Origin of the sequence: Lentzea jiangxiensis (assembly GCF_900104175.1) — a bacterium.
Lineage (GTDB): Bacteria > Actinomycetota > Actinomycetes > Mycobacteriales > Pseudonocardiaceae > Lentzea > Lentzea jiangxiensis.
Genome location: NZ_FNIX01000023.1, coordinates 73,148 through 99,310 on the forward strand (window position 1 = coordinate 73,148; position 26,163 = coordinate 99,310).

Below are 26,163 nucleotides of genomic sequence, written 5' to 3' on the forward strand. Positions count from 1 at the left end.
CGGCTTCATGCCGAATCCACGAGGCCGGAACGCACCGCGTAGGTCGCCGCGTGGATCCGAGTCGGACAGTTGGTCTTGGCGAGAACGTTGCTCACGAGCCGCTTGACACCGTTGATCCCGATTCCCATCCGGCTGGCGATCTGCTTGTTGCTCAACCCCGTCGTGACGAATCGCAGAGCTTCCATCTCCCGCGGAGTCAGCAACAGCCTCACCGCCGACACCGTTTCCCGGTCCGTGGCCTCCAGCAACGCCCGTGCGGCGGACCAGGGCATGAACACCCGTCCCACACTCACCTGGCGCAGAGCGTCGACGAGCAGCGCGGCACTCAACGTGTCCTCGAACAACACCCCGTCCACGTGACGGGTGTCCTGGGGCGCCAAGTCCGCCGCAACCGGCTGCAGGAGAACCACACGCGTGTCGAGCCGGGCCAACGACTCCCGCGCGAGGTCGAACAACGCACCTGTGATCAACAGAACGTCGGCCGGGGCTCCGGCGTGAAGTTCCGCCAGCGCGGCCTCACATGTCGCGAACGACCGCACATGGTGTACCCAGTCGAGTTCGAGCAGAACTTCTTCCATGCCTCGCCGAACGATGTCGTGCTGGTGCGCAACGATCACCGACACCGGTTGACAGAGCACGGATCCGACACCTGCCACGACGACCTCCATTGACGACAACGCCACCACGGCCATACCTGCTTCCGAGACAACCGGGCACTGCGCGGCGTCGTCAAGAAGCGTCGTGTCCTGCCCTGTCCTGGTGACAGGACAGTTGCCAGACCTTCGATTGACGTGGTGGCGGATCACGTATGAAGGTGGAAGTGCGTGTGCTTCAGGCTCACTCATGCCTTCGCGTCGAAGGGGAATTCATGACGTCACACGGGTTGTCGGCTGCCCAGAACCGGTTTCGGCTGGCACAGGAACTCAGTCCCGAGCTGCCGAACGTCGTGTCGGTCGTGTGGCGGATCGAGGGAACCGTGGATGCCGGTGTTCTCACGGCGCAGGTCCGCGAGGCCTTGAAGGAGACACCGACGCTGCGAGCCACTTTTCACGAGGGCGCGCACGGTGCGCTGTGCCAGGAAGGCGACCTGGGGGAGTGGGAGGCGTCGGCTGTCGACCTGTCGGATGCCGGCGACCCCGCGCGCACCGCGCGCGAGCGGATGAGATCCATTGTGGACACTCGGTTCGATCTGACGCGCGGGCCGTTGTTGCGCGCCGAGCTGATCACGCTGTCACACACCGCGCATCTGCTCGTGTTCGCGTGTCCTCACCTGCTGACCGATGCCTACGGGTTGATGCGGATCTTCTCCCAGCGGGTCGGCGAGCGGTATCGAGCCGCATGCGGTGCGGAACCGCTTTCCCCGAGCGGGTTCTTGCCCCTGCCGGACTTCCTGCGACTCGACGCCGAGTACCGCACCTCCTCCCGGTTCGTCCTCGACGGCGACTTCTGGCGCCGCTACCTGACCACCGAGCACGAACCCGCCCGCCCTGCCGTCGCGTCGGCGTCACACGTGGAGCAACAGCTCCGCCACCGCGCCCGTCAGGTGGTTCCGGCAGGCATGCTGTCAAGCGAATGCGAACTGCCACCTCACCAGGCCCAGGTGATCACCGCCGCGGCTGAGGAAGCAGGTGTCAGCGAGCAGGCCTTGCTGGCCGCCGGGATCGCCGCGTTCCTCCGGGGCGTGTGCGGCGTCGACGACCTGCGCATCGGCCTCAGCGTTGGCAACCGCGCGGGCGCGGCGCGCGGCACCCCGGGCCTGATGTCGAACATCGTCCCGGTCAATCTCTCCATCGGTGCCGGTCAGTCCCTCAGCGAGCTGGCGCGAGACGTGGCGACCGCTTCTCGCGAGGTTTTCCGTCACAGCAAGCACCAGATCACCGACATCCAAAGGGCCGCCGGTGTGCACGGCAACCTCCGGGGACCCTTCGGCACGATCGTCAACATCATGCCACCCGTCGAAGATCTGGATCTGGACGGCGGGATCGCCCGGTTCGACGGGGGTTCTTTCGGTGACATCGACGAACTGATGATCTCACTCTTCCGGACCGGCGCCGGCGCACTCCACGTGCGACTGGACGCGCCCGCTCGACTACACGGGCAGTCTGAACTGGATCACCTGGTCACCGGGGTCCGCAGACACCTCTTCACGCTGGCTTCGGCGCCCGGAAGCGCCATCGGTACCCATTCGAGCTCCACTCTCCGGGACCTGACATGGCTGGCCGAACGCAACTCGACCCGTGCCGAGGTGCCGGCCACCACCATCCCGGCGCTGTTCCGTGATCAGGTCGCCGCAACGCCTGGCGCGGTGGCGATCGTGGCCGACGCGACCGGAACGACCGTCACGTACGCCGAACTCGACGCGATGGTCGAGAAGCTCTCGCAGCGCGTCCGCGAACAGGGCGTGCGGCCGGAGTCCGTGGTGGCCGTCGTCCTGCCGCGGTCCCTCGATCTCGTGGTCGCGCTGCTCGCGGTGATGAAGGCCGGCGGAACCTACCTCCCCGTCGACCCGAACTACCCGCCTGACCGGGTGGCATACCTCCTCGCGGACTCCGAGCCGGTTCTGGTGCTCACCACGGCGAACGCCGAGATCCCGGCCGACGGCATCCGCCGCTTGAACGTCGACGAGCCCGGCGACCGCTCCGAGGCGGTCCACCGCGGAGAGAGCACTCCGGGGGAAGCGGAGAACCCGCCGGCCATCGACGACCGTCATCCGGCATACGTGATCTACACCTCCGGCTCCACCGGCGCGCCCAAGGGTGTCGTCGTCGAACACAGGGCGATCGTCAACCGCCTGCTCTGGATGCAGGACGAATACGACCTGCGACCTGTCGACCGCGTCCTGCAGAAGACCTCAGCCAGTTTCGACGTGTCGGTATGGGAGTTCTTCTGGCCGCTGACCCACGGCGCGACGCTGGTGCTGGCCGAACCAGGCGGCCAGGGCGATCCTCGCTACCTCGCCGATGTGATCCGGCGCGAGCAGGTGACCATCGCCCATTTCGTGCCCAGCATGTTCGCCCAGTTCCTCAACGACGAGAACGCCGCCGGCTGCTCCAGCCTCAGGCTCCTGGTGTGCAGTGGGGAAGCGCTGCCGGCCGAGCTCGTGACCAAGGCGGCTGCCGTCCTCGACGCTTCTGTGCACAACCTCTACGGGCCTACCGAAGCCGCCGTCGACGTGACCCACTGGCGCTGCCGGCCCGGAGACAGGACGGTGCCCATCGGCACGCCGGTGTGGAACACGGGTGCGCATGTGCTCGACTCCGCCCTTCTCCCCACACCGGTCGGAGTGGTCGGTGAGCTCTACCTCTCCGGCGTGCAGCTCGCCCGCGGCTACGCTGGGCGTCCTGGTCTTACCGCGAGTCGCTTCGTCGCGAGCCTCGCCGGAAAACCGGGCGAACGCCTCTACCGCACGGGCGACCTTGCTCGTTGGACGGACACTGGGACCCTGGAGTACCTGGGACGCGTCGACCGGCAGGTGAAGATCCGCGGCTACCGGGTGGAACCGGGCGAAATTGAAGCCGCTTTGACTTCTCACCCCGGCGTCGCCCAGGCGGCGATCATCCTCACCGGAGACGCCACGAGTCCGCGGCTTGCGGCATATGTGGTGCCCTCGGGTTTCGAAGGCGCGGTGCGCAGCGCCATTCACGGGGTCCGCCCGATCGACCTGCGGTCCGGGCTGCAGATCGCGGAGGTGCGCAAGGCGGCGGAGAAACTGTTGCCCTCATACATGGTGCCGTCGACGATCACCGTGCTGCACTCCCTTCCTCTGACGCCGAACGGAAAGCTGGATCGTGAGTCGCTTCCCGCGCCGGCGCTTCCGGTCACGAGAAGTGCCCCTCCTCGGACCCACGTTGAGCGCGTTCTGTGCGAGGTGGTCGCCGAGGTGCTCGGCACCGCGGAAGTCGGCGTCGACGATGACTTCTTCGCATTGGGTGGAGACAGCATCGACTCGATCTCGGTCGCGTCCCGGGCGCGAGACCGCGGCGTGCACACGACTCCCCGTGCGATCTTCGAGGCGCGGACCGTTGCCCGCATCGCGGACGGTGCTGATGTGCGGGAGTCAGCGCCGGCGGCATCACGCACGGACTCCGCCCCGTACCGAATGCCACTGCAACCTGCTGCGCGTTTCCATCACGACCGCGCACGCGGATTTTCCCGGCTCACGCAGTACATCGTTCTCGACGCTCCAGCGGAAACGACCGCCGCACAAGTCCGTGGTGCTGTCGAACACCTCCTGCGCGACCATGACATTCTCCGTGCCAGGCTGGCCGAGGACGGTCGAGCGTTGCTCGTACCATCACCAGCAGACGCGGACGTGGGCAAGATCTTCCGATGGGTCCGAACCACCGGCGCGGACCGGGAGAGGTCGCAGCGAGCTGAACTCGTTGCCGCCCGTGCACGCATCAGCCTCGTGGACGGAATCCCCCTTCAGGCTGTGCTGCTTGACGTGGTGGATCGCGACCGGCCCAGGATCCTGCTCGTGGCCCACCACCTCGTGGTTGACGGGGTCTCGTGGCAGGTCCTGGTGGCGCAGCTCGCGGCCGTTGCGTCCGGTGCGCCGGCTCACCGACCTCAGACGACCTCCGTGCGGCAGTGGCTCAGCGGACTGGCCGGCGGCATCACGAGGTTCGAAGCGCATGCCGATCATTGGCGCAACGTTCTCGCCACGGCGCAGAGCCCTCTCGGCCGCCGATACGTCGACCCGGCCATCGACGTCGCCACCACCGTTCACGAGCGGCGGGTCCTGTTGCCACCGTCCACCACACGCACTTTGCTGACGTTGCCGCACGCTTACGGCGGCTCCGCGCAGGACGCGGTACTCGCCGCGCTCACCATGGCCGTCGCGCGGTTCCGTGGCGCGGAGCGCGGAGGTGGCGAGCCGACGCTGATCCGCGTCGAGGGGCACGGTCGCGAGGAACACCTGGTCCCCGGTGCGGACCTTTCCGCGACGGTGGGCTGGTTCACCAGCTTCTTCCCGATTCTCGTCGACATCACCGCTGTCGACCTCGACGACGCGTTCGCATCAGGCCCTGCCGCGGCGACCGCCATGTCCGCGGCAGTAGAAGCGATCGCGGCATCACCGGACAACGGGATCGGCTACGGCGTGCTGCGTCATCTTTCTGCGGCTGCGGAAGAGTGGCCGGACGAGAGCGCTGTTCAGATCAACTTCAACTACCTGGGCCACTTCGATCCCAGCTCCGGCGCGGCCGGTTGGAACCTCGCCGCCGAGGAATCGCCCCTGATCGCCACACCCGACCCCGACACGCCTGTCATCGCCGCTCTGGACGTGCGGGCCGTCACCATCGGGGGTACGCCGGAGGACGCAGAACTCGCTGTCACCTTCGCCGCTCCGGAGGGTGTGCTCGACGCCCCTGCCTTGGCCGAGTTCGCCGATGAATTCGTGCGCGCCGCAAACGCGGTGGCGCACCATCGGCCCGATCCGCGCACGGGCATCCGCTCTGCTGCAGAGGTGACCTCAGCGCTCGTCGACCGGCATCAGCTGGAGCTGTGGGAGAAACGCTTCCCCGAACTCGCCGACGTATGGCCGCTCACCTCTGTCCAGTCCGGACTCCTCTTCCACTCCGGGCTCGCGGCGGACGGGTTCGACGCTTATCAGCAACAGTTCGTCCTGCACCTCACCGGACCGGTCGACGCCGAACGCCTCCGGAACGCGGGCCAGGCACTGATCAACCGCCACGACGCACTCCGGGTTGCATTCGTTCCGGACGAGACCGGGTTGCTCATGCAGCTCGTTCAGGCCCGCGTGGAGCTTCCGTGGCGGCACCACGCCGTCAGAACGGATCAGATCACTCCGTGGCTCGAAGCGGACCATGCGGAGCATTTCGATCCAGCCTCGGCACCGTTGCTGCGCATGACGCTCTTCACAACGGGTCCGAACACCGCCGACCTGCTCATCACAGCTCACCACGCCGTCTTCGACGGCTGGTCGCTACCGCTGCTGCTGGTAGACCTGCTCCAGCTCTACGCGGGGATGCGGCTCCCCCCGGCTGAGTCCTTCAAACGCTATCTGGAGTGGCTTGCCGAGCGTGATCAGGCTGCGGCCGCACGAGCGTGGAGTACCGCACTGGCGGGGCTCCAGAGCCCCACGATGCTCGGTGACGCAGTTCCACCTCCGGCAACGTCCTCCTCACGGCAGGTCGGGCTCGGTCACATCGACATCCCGATCGAGCACGATCGCGCGCACAAGCTGGTCCGACTGGCTTCAGACTCCCAGGTCACGCTCAACTCCGTCATCCAGCTCGCTTGGGGACTGCTGCTCAGCCGTCTGACCGACAGCGACGACGTCGTGTTCGGCACCACTGTGGCTGGTCGACCCGCTGACCTACCTGGTGCCGCGAGCGTCGTCGGATCTTTCATCAACACGATCCCCGTCCGGCTCGTCTGCCAGGCCGACGCCCGCGTCACCGAGCTCCTGACCTACCTGCACACACGCCACGCCGCTCTGCTCGACCACCATCACCACCCTCTCGCCGACATCCAGCGCGCCGCCGGGCTCGGCACCCTGTTCGACACGCTTGTCGTCTTCGAGTCTTACCCCGTCGACCGCCTTGCCCTCGACGAGGCCGCCCGGCAGGCAGGCATCTGCGCGACAGGGGTGACCCCGATCGTCGGTACCCACTACCAGGCCAGTCTGCTGGTCACGGCCGACCCCCTTCCCCGCATGACTCTGCAGTACCGGCGCGAACGATTCGACAGTGCCAACGCGCAACGGCTGGCAACGCAACTCGCACACGTTCTGCATGATTTGGCCTTGGTGGGAACCGAAGGCAGTACGGATGACATCAGCCCGTACGACCGCGGTGAGCGTCGTGCTCTCCTGCAGGCGTACAGCGACACGGCTCAGCCGACGACAGGTACGACCGTCGTAGACCACATCCGAAACCGCGTGCACGAGAATCCGGCAGCGGTCGCCGTGGCGGACGGATTCCGTGAAGTCAGCTACCTCGAACTGTGGAAACGTGCGCAGCACCTGGCGATGGCGCTTCGAGCGGCTGGAGCGGGACCTGAGAGCGTGGTCGGGATCGCTCTCCCACGCACTGCGGACCTCGTTGCCGCAGTTCTCGGTGTTCTCTCCGCCGGCGCCGCATACCTGCCGATCGATGTCACCTACCCGGCGACCCGCATCCGCTCCATCATCGACTCCGCTCAGCCCGACCTGATCATCTGCGATCCCGGCTTCGCCGAGACTGCACAGGGACGCCCTACCTTCACACTCACCGACCTCGACAGGTACTCGACGGCAGCAGAGCCGCTCTCCACCCGCGCTGCGACTCCACTGCTGGACAACCTCGCTTACGTCATGAGCACGTCGGGAACCACCGGAACCCCGAAGGGTGTGGCCGCCACCCACCGGAGCCTGGTCACGGCAGTCGAAGCGATGGCGGGTTGGTCCGGTGTCGCACCTGGCTCCCGGCTTGCTGCCGGGACATCGATCAGTTTCGACATCTCCGTGTTCGAGTTGTTCGCGACCCTGTGCGCAGGCGGGACGTTGCAGCTACTACCGGACACGCTCTCACTCGCCGAGATCCAAGCCCAGCACGGCATAGTCCTGAGCACCGTGCCATCGGTGCTCGCCGAACTGCTGCCACTGATCCAGGGCAAAGTCCATGCCCACACCGTGGTGCTGGGAGGCGAGCCGGTCACCGCGGCGTTGATCCGGTCGCTGCGCGAGGCGATGCCCGGTGCCCGAGTGGTCAACACCTATGGTCCCAGCGAAACCTTCTACACCACGGCTTTCGTGCTCGAACATGAACACGAACCCGAATCCGAGGCCCCGTTGCCGCTGGGCTCTCCCTTACCGAACGTGCGCCTCTACGTCCTGGACCGAGCCTTGCGACCGGTACCTGACGGGTGTGTGGGCGAGCTGTACGCGGGCGGCGACACCACCGCACGTGGTTACCACCACCAGCCTGCGCTCACCTCGAGCCGTTTCGTCGCCGATCCGTTCGGCCCTCCCGGAGCCAGGCTTTACCGCACCGGAGATCTGGTGCGCAGGAGCGGCGACCGGCTCGACTTCATCGCCCGCGCAGACAATCAGGTGAAAATCCGCGGCTTCCGCATCGAGACCGGCGAGATCGAATCCGCTCTCACCCGCCATCCCCGAGTCCAGCGCGCGGTCGTGGTCCCGCGCTCGAGTGCCGGCGGGCCGCGCCTGGTCGCCTACGTGGTGACCAGGGAGCCCGCGGACGATCTCATCTCGTTCGCCGGCGAGCACCTTCCGCGACACATGGTGCCGTCCGCCGTCGTGCCCATCAGCCGTCTCCCGCTGACTCCCAACGGAAAACTCGACCGTGACGCGTTGCCCGCCCCTGACTCTCAGAGCAGCGCGTATCGTCCACCTCGCACCCGCCTGGAACACACTTTGGCGATCTTGTTCGCGGAGGTCCTGGGAGCCGCGTCCGTCGGGATCGACGACGACTTCTTCGAGGCGGGCGGACATTCTTTGCTCGCCACACGCTTGGCAAGCCGTGTACACACGGTACTCGGCGTACAGCTTCCCATCCGCGAGGTGTTCGACGCGCCAACCGTCGCGAAGCTCGCCAGCCGCTTGCCCACCGCGGGAGTCACCAGGCCCGCGCTGGTCGCGCGATCTCACACCGAACCGGTTCCCCTGTCCTTTGCCCAGCGCAGGCTGTGGTTCCTCGACCGACTGGACGGCCCTTCCGCCACCTACAACCTCCCGCTCGTCGTGCGACTGCGCGGGGAACTGGATCCCGTCGCCCTGCGCCAAGCGCTGAGCGATCTCATCGCCCGCCATGAGGCCCTGCGCACAATCCTGGTGGAGGACGAGGCGGGCACGCCCTTGCAGCACGTCGTCCCGGCCTCGGAAGTCTCCTTCGACCTGCCGGTGCGAGAGGCCGACCTGGCCGAACGAGAGAAGGCGGTCGACGAGCTGGCACGCTCGCCGTTCGACATCGCCCATGAGGTGCCGATACGCGCTGTTCTGGTGCGGTGCGACGCCGACGACCACACCTTGGTGGTGGTTGTCCACCACAGTGCCGCGGATGGCGGATCCATGCCGGTTTTGGGGGCGGACCTGTCCACCGCCTATCGAGCTCGCCTGTGTGGGCGGAGCCCTGCCTGGACTCCGCCGTCCGTGACCTACCGCGACTACACGATGTGGCAACGAGATCTGCTCGGACGAGCGGATGACCCGGACAGCATGATGTTCCGCCAGTCCGAGTACTGGCGAGAGACGCTGGCCGGCGCGCCGCAACTGGTCTCGCTGCCTGCCGACCGGCCACGTCCTCCCGTGGCGTCCCACCGGGGCGCCTCTCACGAGTTCACCTTGCCCGCTGATCTGGTGTCCGCGATGCACGACCTGTCCCGGCGGAGCGGCACCACGTTGTCGATGCTCGTGCAGGCTGCGGTTTCGTTGTTACTGCACCGTCACGGAGCAGGTTCCGACATCGTCACGGGCGCGCCTGTCGCCGGGAGAACCGACGAGGCTCTCAGCTCGATGGTGGGCTTGTTGGCCAACACGTGGGTGCTGAGGGTCGGGTTGAACGACAACCCCACCTTCAACGACGTTCTCGACCGCGTCCGACGCCAGGCATTGGCCGCCTACGACCACCAGGAGATCCCGTTCGAACGATTGGTCGAGGTGCTCAAACCGACCCGCAGCACCGCTCAGCACCCGTTGTTCCAGGTGATGGTCGCCTGGCAGTCCGATCCATGGCCGACCCTCGATCTGCCCGGGCTGCACGGTACCGTCGAGCGGGCCGACACAGCGGCCGCCAAGTTCGACCTGTTCATCAGCCTGTTCCCCAGCGCCGGAAAGGCCATCGGTGGTGTGGTCGAATACGCCACCGACCTGTTCGACTTCTCCACAGTCGCCACGTTCGTCGAAAGACTCGAGCGAGTCCTGCGGCAGGTGTGCGATGACCCTGCCATCCGCACCGGTGCCGTGGCGGTGCTCTCTGCCGAGGAACGTCGTGCCCTGATTCAACCGGCTTCCGCCACCGCGGTCTCGTGGCCGCCGGTCGAGGTCACCGAACTCGTCCGGCGCCAGTCCCAGGCCTCGCCGGACGCGACGGCGGTCAGCCACCCGGCCTCAGGTCGAACGCTGACCTACGCGGAACTGGACCAGGCAGCAGGGAGGCTGGCGGGCTGGCTGCGCCGGAAAGGCACGGGAGAAGGCGATACGGTGGCGGTAGCCCTGGACCGGTCGACCGATCTCGTCGTGGCCTTGCTCGGTGTGCTGCGCAGTGGAGCTTCCTACGTACCGATCGATCCTTCCCACCCGAGGGAACGAATCGAACTGATCCTGAAGGACTGCGCGCCCGCGTTGGTGCTCCGCGCACTGCCCTCACTGGAGAACGAGCCCGACGTCACGGAATCCGGGCCGTCGGCCGTTCATCCCGGCCGACCTGCGTACATCATCTACACCTCTGGATCGACCGGGACCCCGAAGGGTGTCGAAATCTCCCACGGCGCGCTGACCAACTTCCTCCTGTCGATGCGAGACCTGCTGAAACTCGATGGTGATGACCGTTGGCTCGCTGTAACCACAGCGGCGTTCGACATTGCCGCGCTCGAGCTGTACCTACCACTCGTCGTCGGTGCGCAGGTGATCATCGCCGACCGCGACGAGGTCGCCGACCCGGTCCGCCTGCTCTCCGTGTCCGAGGAACAACAGGCCACCATCGTCCAGGGCACCCCGGCGCTGTGGAGGGGGCTGGTGGCGACGACGTCGAACGGGTTGAGTCGTCTGCGCGTGCTGACGGGCGGGGAGGCCCTGACACCCTCTCTCGCCGACGCCCTGACCGCGCGCGCAGCGCAGGTCATCAACGTCTACGGCCCGACCGAGACGACGATCTGGTCGACCTGGGCCACCGTCGTACCTGGCGGCGCACCACATCTGGGGAGTCCCATCGCCAACACCGGCTTGTACGTGCTCGACGAGTACCTGAACCCTGTCGTGCCCGGTGCGCCCGGCGACCTCTACCTGTCCGGAGACGGGCTCGCGATCGGCTACCACGGCCGGCCCTCTCTCACCGCCTCGGCGTTCGTCGCAGATCCCTATGGTGACCGCGGACAGCGCATGTATCGCACCGGCGATCGCGTCGTCCGCACCCGAGACGGGCTGATCTTCCTCGGCCGCGCCGACCGGCAGGTGAAGATCCGCGGTCATCGGGTGGAACCGGGGGAGATCGAGACGGTGATAGTCCGGCATCCGGCTGTTCGCGCTGCTGCGGTCCTGGCCGGCGAAGACGCTTCAGGCACCACCGTGCTCACCGCCTACCTGGAGTGCGATGCGACTCCCACCCTGCACGACGAGATCGTGGAACATCTGCGACAACGCCTACCAGGGCACATGGTCCCGACGCGTCTCGTTCCCCTGCGTGAGCTTCCGCTCACTCCGAACGGCAAGCTCGATCGGGCAGCGCTCCCGGCAGCGGGCCCTCCACCGGTCGCGCCGCACCGGCGACCGCAGTCGGAGCTCGAACGTCGCCTGTGCGCCCTGTTCGCCGAGGTGCTCGACCTGCCGGAGGTGGGGCTCGACGACGACTTCTTCGCTCTCGGAGGGCACTCCTTGGCAGCGACCTTGTTGGTCGCGCGGGTTCGTGACGAGCTGGCAGTGGAGTTGGAGGTACGACGGATCTTTGAGTGCCCGACCGTAGGCTCTCTTACACGCCAATGGGACCAGCTGACAGCACGAAGGCGCGCACCGCTGCGCCGTATGGCGTGACGCGAGGGGAGAAGCTGCGGCTTCTCCCCTCGCCACGACTTCAGCGCATCAGCCGACGCGCCCGGTCCCGCACTCTCCGCGCGGCCAGACTCACAGCGGAAAGGTTGCGACTCGCGTTGACCTTCATCCAGTCGGGGAACTCGTCGAGTCCCCGATACAGGACGCTGAGCAGCTGCAGGTAGCTCATCAGCCCGGCCAACTCACCACCCAGCGGGTTCTCCTTGCCCTCAGCGGTCACGGCGACCGAGCCTGGGTGCTGCTCGAGTGCCTGCTGCAGCGCGAGGTGCGAGCGCACAAGTACTGGCAGCACCTCGCTGATGGGGTATGGCTGGTTGCCGCGCGGCGGGTGTGCTCCCAGCGTCTCGGCGATCGCCTCGGCGGCATCCGCGACCGCGCGGCTGAAGAGCTGCTCCGATTCAGTGCGCGTCATCGCCTCTGTCCTCCTGTATTCGCCAAAGCCTGCGACAAGTGCTTACCCGTCGGTGAATTCGTGACCGACATCAATCGGGAAGGCGGGCCTTCGAACAACAACCGGCCACCGCGGCTGCCACCCTCGGGGCCGAGTTCGATCACCCAGTCGCAATGCGCGATCACGTCGAGGTTGTGCTCGATGACCACGACTGTCGCGCCGTAGTCGTCGACCAGTCGATCGAGGACTACGAGCAGCCTGCTCACATCAGCCATGTGCAACCCGGTGGTCGGCTCGTCGAGCACGTACACCGCACTAGGCGTGTGCAGCCGGGCTGCGAGCTTCATCCGCTGGCACTCACCTCCGGACAGGCTCGTCGTCGACTGGCCGAGCCGCAGGTAACCCAGGCCTACGTCGGCCAGCGATGTCAGCACCGAGGACACCTGCGAGTTCGCGGCGAAAAACCCCTGCCCCTCTTCCACCGGCATTTCCAGGACTTCGGAGATGGTCCGGCCGCGCAACCGGTACTCAAGCACCTCGTCACTGAACCTCCTGCCGTCACAGGTCTGGCAGATCTGGGAAATCTCTGCCAGCGACGAGAGGTCGGTGAACACCTCGCCCAGTCCGGAGCAGGTGGGGCATGCACCTGAGGAGTTGGGCGAGAACAGCGCGCTGCTGACCCGGTTGGCCTTGGCGAACTCGGACCGGATCGCGTTGGCCGCACCGGTCGCAGTGATGATCGTGGATCGCCGGTTGGTGTGCGGCGACGACTGGTCGATAAGGACCGCTTCCGGATGCTGGGTTCGCAGAGCGCCGTTGACAAGGCTGGACTTTCCCGCGCCTGCGACGCCGGCGATCGCCGTGAGAACCCCGGTCGGCAGCTCCACCGTGACGTCGCGGAGGTTGTGCGTTCGGGCGCCGACCACTCGCAGAGCGCCTGTGCGAGTCCTGACCGAGGTCTTGAGTGACGTTCCCGCGGTCATGTGCTGCCCGGTCAGCGTGCCGGAGGCCGCCAAGCCGGTGGCAGGGCCTGAATACATCACTTTGCCGCCGCGGGTACCTGCTCCCGGGCCGATGTCGATCACGTGATCCGCGGCGGCGATCACATCGCGGTCGTGCTCCACCACGAGCACAGTATTTCCTTTATCTCTCAGGGCATGCAGCAGTCGGGTGAGTCGGTGGACGTCTCGCGGGTGCAAACCGATACTGGGTTCGTCGAAGACGTACAGCATGTCGTTCAGGCTGCTGGAGAGGTGGCGCACGATCTTCACGCGCTGGGACTCGCCACCGGACAGCGTTGCGGTGCGGCGGTCAAGACTCAGGTAACCCAACCCGATGTCGACCAGATGCCCAATCTGCCGGGTCAGAGCACCGAGGACGGGAGCAACCTTGGGGAGGTCGAAGGCTCGCAACACCTCCACGAGGTCCACACACTCCATAGAGGACAGATCGGCGATGTTGTACCCGTCGATCTTGCTGTCCAGCGCCAGCGGGGAGAGCCGGCTTCCTCCGCAGGTCGAACAGGGGACCGACGAGGTGAACTGCTCGAGCATCTCCTTGGTTCGCTTGCCGGGCTCGGCGTCGGCGTCGAGATAGCGGCGCCTGAACTTCACCAGTGCACCTTCATAGGACATTTTCACTTCGCTGCCCGCTATGTCGGCGACCACCGTGCCGTCGGTGGCGTGCAACAAGTCGTCGAGCTCTTTTTCGGTGTAGTGCGCGACCGGCTTGTCGGGGTCGAGCCGACCCGACCCGGCGAGCAGGTGGTAGTCGCGGCTGCCGACCTTGAAGGTGGGAGCCTGCAACGCACCCTCGCTCAACGATTTGCTGGTGTCGAGGAACACGGCCATATCAACCTCGACGACCTCGCCCGTCCCTTCGCACACGGGGCACATGCCCGCCGGCATGTTGAATGAGAACGCGTCGGCGTAGCCGACGAACGGATCACCCGCTCGCGAGAACAGCAGGCGCAGCAGCGGGGCGATGTCGGTAACCGTTCCCACGGTGGACCGCGCTCCGCCGGTCAACGGGCGCTGATCCACCGCGATCGTGGCGGGCAGGTGCTCGATCACGTCCACCGCCGGTCGTGCCGAGCTCGGCATAAAACTGCGCACGAATGCCGGCAAGGTCTCGTTGAGCTGGCGTTGCCCTTCTACCGCGATGGTGTCGAACACGAGCGAGGACTTCCCGGATCCGGACACCCCTGTTACTGCGGTCACCCGTCGCTTCGGTATCTCGACGTCCACGTCGGCGAGGTTGCGCTCATGAGCGCCGAGCACCCTGATCCACTCGGTTACGGGAGGCAGGTTCGCTGCCGGATTGGCTGATAGCACGCATTTAACCGTAGCATTAAAGTTCCTGTTGAACCTTCTGGGCGCTGCGGATCGCGTGACCTGCTAGTGCACCCTGTTAAGGTTCAAATCGTGTTCGGGTGAGAAGAAAGGGGACACGGTGAGCCTGCGTCCTGTCGACCTCGCAAGAGTAGGCGGAATTTCCACTCAGCAGGTCCGCAACTATGAGGCGGCGGGCATACTTCCGGCGGCTGCTCGCACTCGTAGCGGATACCGCGAGTACTGCGAGTCGCACCGTTGGGCACTTCTCGCGTATCGCTCGCTTTCAAAGGCGCTCGGGACTGCCTCCGGTACCGCGATACTGCACGCCGCCAACGCAGGTGATGCGGTGTCGGTGTGTCGCCTGCTCGATGCCGCGCACGCTGGTCTTCACCAGGAGCGGCACAGCACGGAACAGCTCATCGCCGCCATGGAGACGCTGACTCAGGAGCCGGATCCAGGTGGCAAGCCGGGCGGCGCTCGTATCGGCGAACTCGCCAGCCGCCTGGGTGTGCGGCCGTCCGCACTCCGCGTGTGGGAAGCCGCCGGGCTGCTCACCGCGTCGCGGGATCCGCACACCGGCACCCGCTGCTATTCGGCAGAAGAGGTCTACCACGCGAGCGTGATCAACCTGTTGCGCAAGGCCGGGCGCGGGCACGACCAGATACGACCGCTGATCGACGAGCTCCGGGTCACCGGTAGCACGGCCGCGCTGAGTGTGGCCCTGCGCCAACGACGACATGAGCACGACCGGTGCTCGCGGCTCCTGCTGGAAGGCGCCGTAGCGCTGCACCGGCTCCTGGAGGCCTCCGGTGTCCTGTCGGCAGGACAGTCGCTCTGAATCGGCGATGGTCAGGCGCCGATCCGATCGGTCGAGCGGAAAGCATTGACGGATCTATTGTTCCCGTGGAAAGAATAGGTCATCCATTTTGTCTCTCGGGCGCCGATTAGCCCGTGATTCCGCATGTGCGCGAAGAGGGTGACATGGCCACGAATCCGTTCGATGATGAGAACGCCCGGTTCCGTGTCCTCGTCAATGACGAGGGACAGCACAGCCTTTGGCCCGTGTTCATCGCGATCCCGGCCGGCTGGTCCACAGTGCACGGTCCGGCGGGCCGATCCGAGTGTCTGGACTGGATCGAACAGAACTGGACCGACATGCGCCCGTTGAGCCTGCAACGGGCCATGGCGGGCGACAGCGACTGAATCTCTGCTGGCGCAAGCACGATTTCCGCACCTGAAGGCAAACACTGCGTTGACGATCAGATCAGGCGATGACAACTCGGGGGGCATGGCTGTGATTCCGCTGTCGCCGGCACAGCACCGGCTCTGGTTCATCCAGCGGTTCGGTGGTGCAAACGCCACGTACAACCTGCCACTGGCATTGCGGCTGCGCGGCGAACTGGACTCTTCCGCGCTCTCGCAGGCCTTGCGTGACGTGGTGGAGAGGCACGAGAGCCTACGCACGGTGTTCCCGGAAGACGCTGAAGGGACTCCGTACCAGCACGTGCTCGCGATGTCCGATGTCGAGCTCGCCCTGCCGGTCCACGACGTGGCGGCACATGACGTACGTCGGCGTGTCGATGCGGAAATGGCTCACACCTTCGAGTTGGCCTCGGAGATCCCGCTGCACGCGTGCCTGTTGCGTGTGAACGCCCAGGAGCACGTCTTGGCGATGGTGGCGCACCACATTGCCTGCGACGGTGGTTCGGCCGCGCCGTTGGCGCGTGATCTTCAGGCGGCGTACGAAGCACGACGAGCAGGCGTGGCTCCGCTGTGGACAGAGCTGCCCGTGCAGTACCGGGACTACACGCTGTGGCAGCGAGAGCTGCTCGGTGACGAGGACGATCCGACGAGCCTGCTCACCGAACAGAGTGCTTACTGGCGCGGCGTTCTCGCTGATCTGCCTCATCCGATGCCGCTCCCTCTCGACCGGCCTCGCCCAGCGGTCGCCACGTATCGGGGCGACGTGGTGGAGCACGTTCTGCCGGACGCGTTGTCGAGCCTTGTCCACTCCAGTGCCGTGGCCCGCGGTGCGACGGTTGCGATGGTGCTTCAGGCCGCGGTGGCCGTGCTGCTGCACCGGCACGGGGCCGGCACCGACATCGCTCTCGGCTCACCGATCGCGGGACGCACCGACCCGGCACTGCTCGACCTCGTCGGCTTCTTCGCCAATACCTGGGTCCTGCGCGTCGATCTCGAACGTGCCCCGACGTTCTCGGATCTGATCGCCCAGGTTCGTGCCGCCTCGACCGGCGCCTATGACAACCAAGATCTTCCTTTTGAGCGCCTGGTCGAGCTTCTCCGCCCCGAGCGCAGCACCGCATACCACCCGCTCTTCCAAGTCATGTTCGCCTGGCAGAACAATGCTCTGCCCGACCTGGAACTGGCCGGGCTCGAGGTTGCGATCGAACCGACCACCACGACCACGTCGAAGTTCGACCTCTTCTTCAACCTGACGCCGACTCCCGACGGCAGCGGAGTGAAGCTGCTGCTCGAGTACGCGACCGACTTGTTCGACCGCACCACGGTCGAGCACCTGGCCCGGCGGTTCGTCCGCGTGTTGTCCGCGGTGCTGACCGAGCCCGATGCTCCCGTGCGCTCGGTCAACGTGCTTGAGCCAGCCGAGCGGGATGAGCTGCTGGTCGAGTTCAACGCCAGTGCACGTACCCATCCGGTCGACTCGCTCCCGCAACTGCTGGCACTTCGAGCAGCTCGGACGCCTTACGCCATCGCGGTCACGGACGGGACCACTAGTTACACCTACGCCGAGTTGGATTCCCTCGCCAATCGTCTGGCACATCACCTCATCGCGCAGGGGGCTCGCCCGGAAACCCGGGTTGCTCTCGTGCTGCCGCGCAACGCCGGCTTGGTCGTTGCCCTGCTCGCTGTGTTGCGAACCGGAGCCGCGTACGTCCCGGTCGACCCGGACCAGCCCACCGCACGCCAGAACGCCATCATCGAGGATTCCGGGGCCCACGTCGTGCTGCGAGAGCACGACGTGATCTTGGACTCGACGGCTCCCACAACCGACCCCGGTGTCCGGGTGCACCCCGACTCGGCCGCCTACATGATCCACACGTCGGGCTCGACCGGCGTGCCGAAGGGCGTGGTGGTTCCACACCGAGCACTGCTCAACCTCTTGCACTCGATGGCCGAGATCCTTCCGCTCGGATCAGAAGACCGCTTCCTCGCCGTGACGACGCTCGCATTCGACATCGCGGCGTTGGAGATCTTCCATCCGCTGCTCTCCGGTGCCACGGTGCACATCGCCGATCGAGCCACGGTGATCAACCCGCACGAACTGCTGGCATTGGTTCGCAAGGCGGGCATCACCGCCATGCAAGCCACGCCGTCGCTGTGGCAGTCCGTTCTCTCCCTCGACAGCGCTTCTCTGCCGGGCGTACGAGCCCTGGTCGGAGGTGAGGCCCTGCCTGCGCCGCTGGCGAGCGAACTACGCGCTCGCACCACCACCCCGATCAACGTGTACGGGCCGACGGAGACCACCATCTGGTCCACTGCAGGACTGGTGGTCGCCGAGGATCCGGTGCCGTCCATCGGCGTTCCGCTGGCCAACACCCAGGCGTACGTCCTGGACGAACATCTGGCACCCGTGCCCGTGGGCGTCGTCGGGGACCTCTACCTCGCTGGAGAAGGCCTCGCTCGCGGCTACCACGGGCGTCTGGCACTCACCGCCACCCGATTCATCGCCAACCCGTTCGGGACTCACTCCACCCGCATGTACCGCACCGGCGACAGGGCCCGGTGGGACAACCACGGCAGGCTGCACTTCGCAGGCCGTCAGGACGACCAGGTCAAGATCCGCGGCTACCGCGTGGAGCCGCGCGAGATCGAGCACGTCCTGACCGAGCACCCCGATGTGCGCCGGGCCATCGTCACGGTCACCGACACCGGCACCGAACGGGCCCGCCTCGTCGCCCACGTCGTACCACGGCTGGATGTCACCTCGCACTCGGCCGCCGCGCAGGTGCGGGAGTGGCGGGACGTCTACGACCAGGCGTACGCGGAACCTGTCGCCGCCGATCTCGCCGATGACTTCGGGATCTGGAAGTCGAGCCACACCGGTGAGCCCATTCCACTTGAACACATGCGCGAGTGGCGCCGTAGCGCGGTGAAAAACATCCTCAGGTGGAACCCCCGACACGTGCTCGAAGTCGGCGTGGGAACCGGCTTGGTGCTCCTCGAAGTGATCGAGCACGTCGACGAGTACTGGGGTACCGACTTCTCGCCTACCGCGTTGACGCGACTCGCCGACGGCCTGCGGGCCGCAGGCCGTGAGGATCGGGTGACCCTGCACCGGCGCACGGCCGATGACACAGAAGGTCTGCCCGCGCGACACTTCGACACCGTCGTTCTCAACTCGGTGATCCAGTACTTCCCGACAGGTGAGTACCTGGCCGTCGTTCTCGACCAACTCTGGGCGCTGCTCGCCGCGGGCGGCCGCATCATCGTCGGCGACGTGCGCAGGCTGGCGTCGCTGCCCCTGCTGCACGCGGCGATCCGCAGTGCGCAGGGCCATCACGTCAGCGCGGCCGCCCTCGCCGCCGCGGTCGACCGCGCCGTGATGTTGGAGAAGGAACTGCTCGTGGACCCGCAGTGGTTCCTCACCTGGGCGAGTGCACACGGCGCTGTCGCCGACATCCGTCTCAAGGAGGGCTTCGAGCACAACGAGCTCCTGGCACATCGCTACGAGGTGACCCTGCACAAGGCGCCGGCCGAAACGGTGAGCGCCTCCGCACGCACCTCGCTGCGATGGGGCCGTGACATCACCGATCTCGACCTTGCGCCGACCTCCGGCGACCGAGCCGATCGATGGCCGCTTCGCATCGAAGCGATCCCCGATGCCAGGTTGTCAGCAGACGCCGACGCTGCTCGCACCGCATACCTCGAGGTGGCGCGTACCGCGCAACCAGTTGACCCGCAGGAACTCCTCTGCTGGGCGAACGATCGCGGCCTGGGCGCCGTCGTCGTCCCTTCGCGTCCGGACGGCACCACCGGCACGGCGGAGTGCTTCGACGCCGTCCTCTTCCCCAGTGTTCTGGGACCTGACGTTGCCGTGAGGAACGCAGTACGTGCTGACGTCGACACGCGGCCGCACTGCAACAATCCCACCGCCGCACGCGGCGTCGAGGCCCTGACCACAGCGTTGAGGGACTACGCCCGCGCCCATCTGCCCGAGTACATGGTCCCCGCCACGGTGGTGGCCATCGCCGACCTGCCGAAAACGCCCAACGGCAAAGTGGATCGCACGGCACTGCCGGAACCGACATACCTCACCGCACACCACCGAGCTGCGAGGACCAGCGACGAGCGACTGCTCTGCGGCATGTTCGCCGATGTGCTCGGCGTTGCCGACCACATCGGAGCGGACGACAACTTCTTTCAGATCGGCGGCCACTCCCTGTTGGCTGGCAAGCTGATCACCCAGATACAAGCCAGGCTGGGTGTCACGTTGCCGCTGCGCGTCGTCTTCGACACCCCGACGCCCGCGGGAATAGCCGCCGCTCTGGCAACCGCGACGCAGCGGCGTCCGTTGCTCGCAGGGCGCCCTCGTTCCGCTTTGGTACCCGCCTCGTACGCGCAGCGGCGGCTGTGGTTCCTGCACCGTCTGGAAGGTCCTGCCGCTACCTACAACTGGCCGCTGGGTTTACGGCTGCACGGAGCGCTGGACGCGGAGGCGCTCGCCGCCGCGCTGCAGGACGTCGTCACCCGCCACGAATCGCTGCGTACCATCATCGCCGATGTCGACGGACAGCCGTTCCAGCGCGTGCTCCCGCCGGATGCGTGCCACGTCCCGCTGTCCTTCGTCGTGACCACCGAGCACGACCTGCCCGCCCGGCTGCGCACCGCGGCCCGCAGCCTCTTCGACTTGGCGGTGGACATCCCGGTTCGAGCTTTCCTGTTCCGGCTGAGCGAGCACGAGCACGTTCTCGTTGTGCTGCTGCACCACATCGCGGGTGACGGCTGGTCACTCGAACCGTTGGCCCGCGATCTGGTGACCGCCTACGCAGAACGCCGGGACGGACGTGCTCCACGCTGGACGCCGCTACCCGTGCAGTACGCCGACTACTCCCTCTGGCAACAGGAGCTTCTCGGTGACCCGGGAGACCCGGCCAGTCTCTACAGTCGGCAGTTGCGCTACTGGCGCACACAACTCGCGGACCTTCCCGAGATCACGCAACTGCCGATGGACCGATACCGACCCCCCACCGTCACGAACGCCGGCGAGTTGCTGCCCGTCGCGTTCGGGGCGGAACTCGCCCAATGCGTCGCTCGCGTGGCCTCGGCGACCGGCGCCACGGTCGCAATGGTGCTTCAGGCGGCGCTTGCCGCCCTGTTCACGCGCCTCGGCGCCGGACATGACATCGCTATCGGATCACCGATCGCCGGCCGGACGGACACCGCCCTCGAGGATCTCGTCGGGTTCTTCGTCAACACCTGGGTGTTGCGCACGGACACCTCCGGCGACCCGACCTTCCGCGAACTGATCGCTCGAGTGCGCTCTACGAGCATCGCCGCCTATGACAACCAGGACCTCCCGTTCGACCGCCTCGTCGAAGAGCTCAACCCGGCCAGGTCAAGCTCGGCAAACCCGCTTTTCCAAGTCGCTCTCGTCCTGCAGAACAACAGCGAGCCCCGATTCGAGCTGCCCGGCCTGAGCGCCCGCTACGAGCCGGTGTCGACCGAGACTGCTCGATTCGACCTGTCCATCAGCCTGAGCGAGCAGTTCACGACCACGGGCAACCTCGCTGACATCAGCGGATTCGCCGAGTACTCCACCGAGCTGTTCGAACGCTCCAGCATGCGAACGATCCTGAGCCGCTGGGTTCACCTGGTGACGGCTCTGACCGACGACCTGGACACCAGGATCACCGAGCCGGACCTGGTGAGTGACGGCGAGCGCGATGCACTGCTCGCCCTGGGCGCTCGTCAACGGGGAGAAGACCCGCCTGCTCGCACGATCGTGGAACTCTTCGAGGAACACGTCCGCAAGACCCCCGACGCCCCCGCGGTCATCGCAGGTGAACTGACGTGGAGCTACGCCCAGCTCAACGACGAGGCGAATCGCATCGCCCACCGGTTGCTCGACCAAGGTGCGGGACCGGAGCAACGCGTTGCCATCATGCTCGATCGCTCTCCAGCGCTGATCGCCGCCACGCTGGGCACGCTCAAAGCTGGCGCGGCGTACGTACCGATCGATCCGGCCTACCCACAGGAACGAGTCGAGTTCGTCGTCGCCGACGCCATGCCCGCCGCTGTCGTCGACGACGACTGGCTCGTCGATTCGAGAAGTGGTCGCGCAACCCACAACCCCGACGTCCCGATGAGCCCGCTCAACAGTGCGTACGTCATCTACACCTCTGGCTCCACGGGACATCCGAAGGGTGCCGAGGCGACTCACCGCAATGTTGTCGACCTCGCTGTGGACGCTTGTCTCGGGACTGGCTACCGACGGGTCCTCCTGCACTCACCGCACACGTTCGACGCCTCGACCTGGGAACTCTGGGTTCCCCTGCTCTCGGGCGGTGCGGCCGTCGTCGCACCAGTCGGCAGGTTCGCCACCGGCGTGCTAGCCGACACGATCATCGACGGGAAGGTGACCGGGATATGCATGGCCACCGGATTGTTCGCGCTGCTGGCGGCTGACCGACCGGAGGCCCTGGCCGGCGTGGAGGAGATGTGGGTCGGGGGAGAGGTACTTCCTCCGGCGGCCGCGGATCGAGCCCTCAGCACGAACCCGAGTCTGCGTCTGGTCAACGGCTACGGTCCCACCGAGAACACTGCCTTTTCCGCGCACCACCTCGTGGAACCCGCCGACCTCGGCGGCACCCCCGTGCCCATCGGCCGACCGACACAGGGCAGTGCGTTGCTTGTCCTCGACGACCGCATGCGTCTGGTTCCTCCTGGCGTCGTCGGTGAACTGCACGTGGCCGGCGCAGGAGTGGTTCGCGGATACATGAACCGGCCGGCCCTGACCTCCGAGCGGTTCGTGGCGAACCCGTTCGGCAAGCCCGGCGAACGCATGTACCGCACCGGCGACCTCGTGCGGTGGGACGGAAGAGGACGGCTCGAGTTCGTTGCCAGGGTCGACAACCAGGTCAAGGTGCGCGGGTTCCGCGTCGAACTCGGTGAAGTCGAGGCCGCGTTGCGCAGGCAACAGGGTGTCGCACAGGCCGTGGTTCTCGCGCGTCAGGACCGGCTGGGAGAACGGCAGATCACCGCTTACATCGTTCCTGACACCACGGCCGTGCAGCACGTCGAGGACGGCGGTGAAGAGGCTCCGGGACACCAGCTCACCGAGTGGCGAGACGTCTACGACGAGGTCTACCAAGCCCTGGACGACGACTACACGGGATGGAACAGCTCCTACACCGGAGATGCGATTCCCCGCCCGGAAATGGTGCAGTGGCGGGCGTCCGCCCTCGAACGCATCACCGAGGGCCATCTGGGGCGGGTGCTCGAGATCGGAGTGGGTTCGGGGCTTCTGGCGCGGGCCTTGGCCGAGAAGGCGGACGTCTACTGGGCAACGGACTTCTCCGCTCCCGCCATCGACCGTCTGAAGGCGACGCTGCCGGCAGCTGCGGACGCTACCAAAGTGGCTTTGCGCCACCAAGAAGCGATCGACGACACCGGGCTGCCCCACGGCCGGTTCGACACCGTCGTCCTCAATTCGGTGGTCATGTACTTCCCGGACGCCCATTACCTGCGCGCAGTGCTCGATCTCGCAGCCGACCTGCTCGCACCGGGTGGCCGGCTCATCGTCGGTGACGTCCGGAACTTCGCCACGCTACGCCGGTTCCACGCCGGCGTGCAGCACGCCCAGAACCCGGACGCCACACCCGCCTCGCGGCTGGCCGCGGTCGAACAGGCCGTGCTCGGAGAGAAGGAACTCCTGCTGGACCCGGTGTTCTTCACCACCTGGGCGGAACAGCATCAGGACATCGGAGCCGTCGACATCAGGCTCAAGCGAGGACCTGCTCACAACGAGCTCACTCGACACCGCTACGAGGTGGTCTTCCACAAACAGCCGACGCACGTCACGGACCTCACCACCGCGACCGCGCTGACCTGGGGGCGCGATCTGCACAGCCTCGACGATCTCGCCCGCGGATTGCACGACGGCGCGGTACGAGTCCGGGCGATCCCGAACGCCAGGCTGGCCAGCGAAGCACCGCCCGATGCTCCGATCACCCACGCGGTGGACCCGGAAGACCTGCACCGGTGGGCTGCCGAGCACGGGCGGCAGGTCTGCTGCACATGGTCGCCCGCAGGACCGGACGACTTCGAGGCGGTGATCTTCGATCATCACGCCGGCACGGTGCTGCACGGCGTCTACCTCCCCGGCGACACCGACCACCCGCACAACACCCCGGCGTTGTCCCGTCACGTCGCCAAGCTGCCCTCAGCCGTGAGGGGAGCGCTGGCCGATGCACTCCCGGAGTTCATGGTCCCCACTTCGGTCGTCGTGGTCGAACGGTTGCCGCTGACCGCGAACGGCAAGGTCGATCGGAACGCCCTGCCGGAACCAGACTCGTCCGCACACGGGGCGTACCGCCAGCCGCGTACCGCGACCGAACACGTGCTTGCCCAGATCTTCGCTGAGGTTCTCGGGCTGGACAGGGTCGGTATCGACGACAACTTCTTCGATCGAGGTGGCCACTCGCTACGCGCCATTCGCCTCATCCACCGCGTCCGCGAAGAGCTCGGCGTGGAGATCCCGATTCACATCGTGTTCCAGCACTCGACGATAGCCACGCTGGCCGAGCACCTGCCCTCGGGCAACGCGGTCGCCGACTTCGCCGCACAGTCGGCGATCTCGCAGCCGGCAGCCCACGACCCGTTCGCCGTCGTGCTGCCGCTGCGTCCGGAGGGGACGGCACCTCCTCTGTGGTGGATCCACTCCGGAGGCGGCCTCGCCTGGCCCTACTTGGGCTTCGTCCCTTATGTCGACGAGAGCTACCCGATGTACGGGATCCAGGCACGAGGATTGACTCCCGGCGAACCCACACCAGCGAGCGTCGAAGAGATGGTGTCCGACTACGCGGACGAAATCCTCGTCATCCAACCTCACGGCCCGTATTACCTGTTCGGTTGGTCGCTGGGAGGAACGCTCGCCCACGCGCTCGCCGTCGAAATGCAGCGGCGGAATAAGGACGTCGCGATGCTCGGGCTGATCGACTGCGTACCCGGGGACGTGTTCGCCAGGTACGAGACCCCTGACCAGGCCGGAATACGCGCGTTCCTCGACAACTACATGGGCCATCTGACCGACGCCGACGGATTTCCCCACCTGATCGACGCGGCGTCGTCGATCGTCGTCGAGCACACCCGGCACATGCAGCGGTACAGCCAACCAGTGTTTCGCGGCGACGCCGTGTTCTTCAACGCCCTGCTGGATCCGGAGACCCGCCGCGAGCGGGTCTTGGAGCAGGAGTACGCCGATATGTGGAAACCACTCGTCACCGGAGGTGTGCGGCGATTCGACGTGAGCTGCACCCACCAGGAGATGTATTGGCCGCGCAACGCCGCAGCCATCAGCGCTGTTCTCAACGAACTGCTGTCCAACCACCGTTCCATGGGGAGTTGACGTGACTACGCACGAAAGCAGTCTGCCGGCACTGGAGCACGATTTCGCAGCCGAATGCGCCGCAGGTGGATCCGCGCCGGCTCTCGCGGCCGCGGCCGCACTGCTGGAGATGGGGGACCGCCTCGGCCTGGTGACCATCATCGAGACCGGCGGAGCGTTCACCACCACCGACCTGGCGACCGCCACCGGGCTCGACAAGGATGGCGTCGCCAACTACTGCGAGGCACTTGAATCGGCGGGCATCATCGAACCCGCCGGCGTCGACGGAACCACTTTCCGCGCTGTCGCCGACTTCGACGTCATCCAGCACCAGGTCGGCTTCATCTCCTGGACCATGAACGCCAACCGGCCCTTCATCGAGAATGCGCGCGAGTTCTTCAACGACCCGGACCGCGGCACGGGCATCGACCTGCGCGAAGGTCGCGAGGTCGCAGTCAGCTCCCAGTGGATGGGCTCCAAGGCCTTCTACCCGGCCGCTCTGGCCGCCATCCTCGACGCGAATCCGTCCACGGTCGTCGACCTCGGATCGGGTACGTGCAGGCTCCTGATCGAGATCCTGACCCGTCTGCCGCAGGCGCGTGCCGTGGGCCTCGACCTCGACCACGACTCGTGCGTCGCTGCGGTGCAAGCGGGCGACAACGCGGGAGTCGGCGACCGGCTCACGGTCGTCGAACGCTCGATCCAGTCCGTGGCCACCGACCCCAGCCCGCTGCAGGGAGCGGACATCATCCATGGCGGCTTCGTATTCCACGACATGTTCCCGGAGGAAGAAGACGTCGCCGATCAGGTCATCGCGCAGTGCCGTGATGCCCTGGCACCCGGCGGATTTCTCGCGCTCACGGAAGCCGTACCGTATGTGCGCAATCCGCGGGAACGTCGCTTCAGCGCTGCGGTCACGTTTTTTCACCGCCAATTCATGAAGCGGAAACTGCAGACTGTGGAGGAGTGGAAGGCTCGTCTGACGACTGCGGGGTTCTCCTCAGTCGACTCAATCGAGTTGGCGTTCCCCACGGGCAGGCTGTTCATCGCTCGCAAATGACATCGCGTGTCGGCCTGTCCCAGTTGGGATAGGCCGACATTCTATTTGCGTCAACGTGCATCGGCC

8 protein-coding genes are annotated in these 26,163 nt (G+C 66.5%); 5 read left to right on the forward strand and 3 right to left on the reverse strand.

Annotation, left to right across the window (positions count from 1 at the left end; translation table 11 throughout):
* Nucleotides 1-5 precede the first annotated feature (5 nt).
* Entirely contained in the window at nt 6-692 is a 687-nt protein-coding gene (locus BLQ91_RS35220) for a response regulator transcription factor (protein ID WP_176960125.1), read from the reverse strand.
* Nucleotides 693-808: 116 nt separating this feature from the next.
* On the opposite strand from BLQ91_RS35220, the gene BLQ91_RS35225 reads away from it, so the two are divergent.
* Nucleotides 809-11,710 (forward strand): non-ribosomal peptide synthetase, encoded by a 10,902-nt coding sequence (locus BLQ91_RS35225; RefSeq protein ID WP_090104159.1) that lies wholly within the window; start codon nt 809-811, stop codon nt 11,708-11,710.
* 40 nt (nt 11,711-11,750) lie between these two features.
* On the opposite strand, the gene BLQ91_RS35230 is transcribed toward BLQ91_RS35225, so the two are convergent.
* Both BLQ91_RS35230 and BLQ91_RS35235 read right to left on the reverse strand, forming a co-directional pair.
* On the reverse strand, nt 11,751-12,140 hold the full coding sequence (locus BLQ91_RS35230; RefSeq protein WP_090104161.1) for a hypothetical protein: 390 nt from the start codon (nt 12,138-12,140) through the stop codon (nt 11,751-11,753).
* Complete coding sequence (locus BLQ91_RS35235) at nt 12,137-14,452, reverse strand: ATP-binding cassette domain-containing protein (protein WP_245734119.1); 2,316 nt, start codon at nt 14,450-14,452, stop codon at nt 12,137-12,139. The genes BLQ91_RS35230 and BLQ91_RS35235 overlap by 4 nt, the downstream gene beginning before the upstream one ends.
* 118 nt (nt 14,453-14,570) lie before the next feature.
* On the opposite strand from BLQ91_RS35235, the gene BLQ91_RS35240 reads away from it, so the two are divergent.
* From BLQ91_RS35240 to BLQ91_RS35255, 4 genes are all read left to right on the forward strand, one after another.
* Nucleotides 14,571-15,290, forward strand: a complete 720-nt coding sequence (locus BLQ91_RS35240; protein WP_090104163.1) for a MerR family DNA-binding transcriptional regulator — start codon at nt 14,571-14,573, stop codon at nt 15,288-15,290.
* Between the two features lie 143 nt (nt 15,291-15,433).
* A complete protein-coding gene (locus BLQ91_RS35245) occupies nt 15,434-15,655 on the forward strand; it encodes an MbtH family protein (protein ID WP_090104165.1) in 222 nt (73 codons plus the stop codon).
* 85 nt (nt 15,656-15,740) lie between these two features.
* Nucleotides 15,741-25,058, forward strand: coding sequence for a non-ribosomal peptide synthetase (locus tag BLQ91_RS35250; protein ID WP_090104167.1), 9,318 nt, complete (start codon nt 15,741-15,743; stop codon nt 25,056-25,058).
* A gap of 1 nt (nt 25,059) precedes the next feature.
* The gene (locus tag BLQ91_RS35255; protein ID WP_245734121.1) at nt 25,060-26,097 is read left to right on the forward strand and encodes a class I SAM-dependent methyltransferase; all 1,038 of its coding nucleotides are present in this window, start codon (nt 25,060-25,062) and stop codon (nt 26,095-26,097) included.
* The last annotated feature ends 66 nt before the right edge of the window (nt 26,098-26,163 follow it).

Excerpts from the sequence above, each read along its gene's own strand:
- BLQ91_RS35220 (WP_176960125.1), bottom strand. The coding sequence starts at position 692 with ATGGCCGTGGTGGCGTTGTCGTCAATGGAGGTCGTCGTGGCAGGTGTC.
- BLQ91_RS35250 (WP_090104167.1), top strand. The coding sequence starts at position 15,741 with ATGGCTGTGATTCCGCTGTCGCCGGCACAGCACCGGCTCTGGTTCATC.
- BLQ91_RS35230 (WP_090104161.1), bottom strand. The coding sequence starts at position 12,140 with ATGACGCGCACTGAATCGGAGCAGCTCTTCAGCCGCGCGGTCGCGGAT.
- BLQ91_RS35225 (WP_090104159.1), top strand. The coding sequence starts at position 809 with ATGAAGGTGGAAGTGCGTGTGCTTCAGGCTCACTCATGCCTTCGCGTC.
- BLQ91_RS35245 (WP_090104165.1), top strand. The coding sequence starts at position 15,434 with ATGGCCACGAATCCGTTCGATGATGAGAACGCCCGGTTCCGTGTCCTC.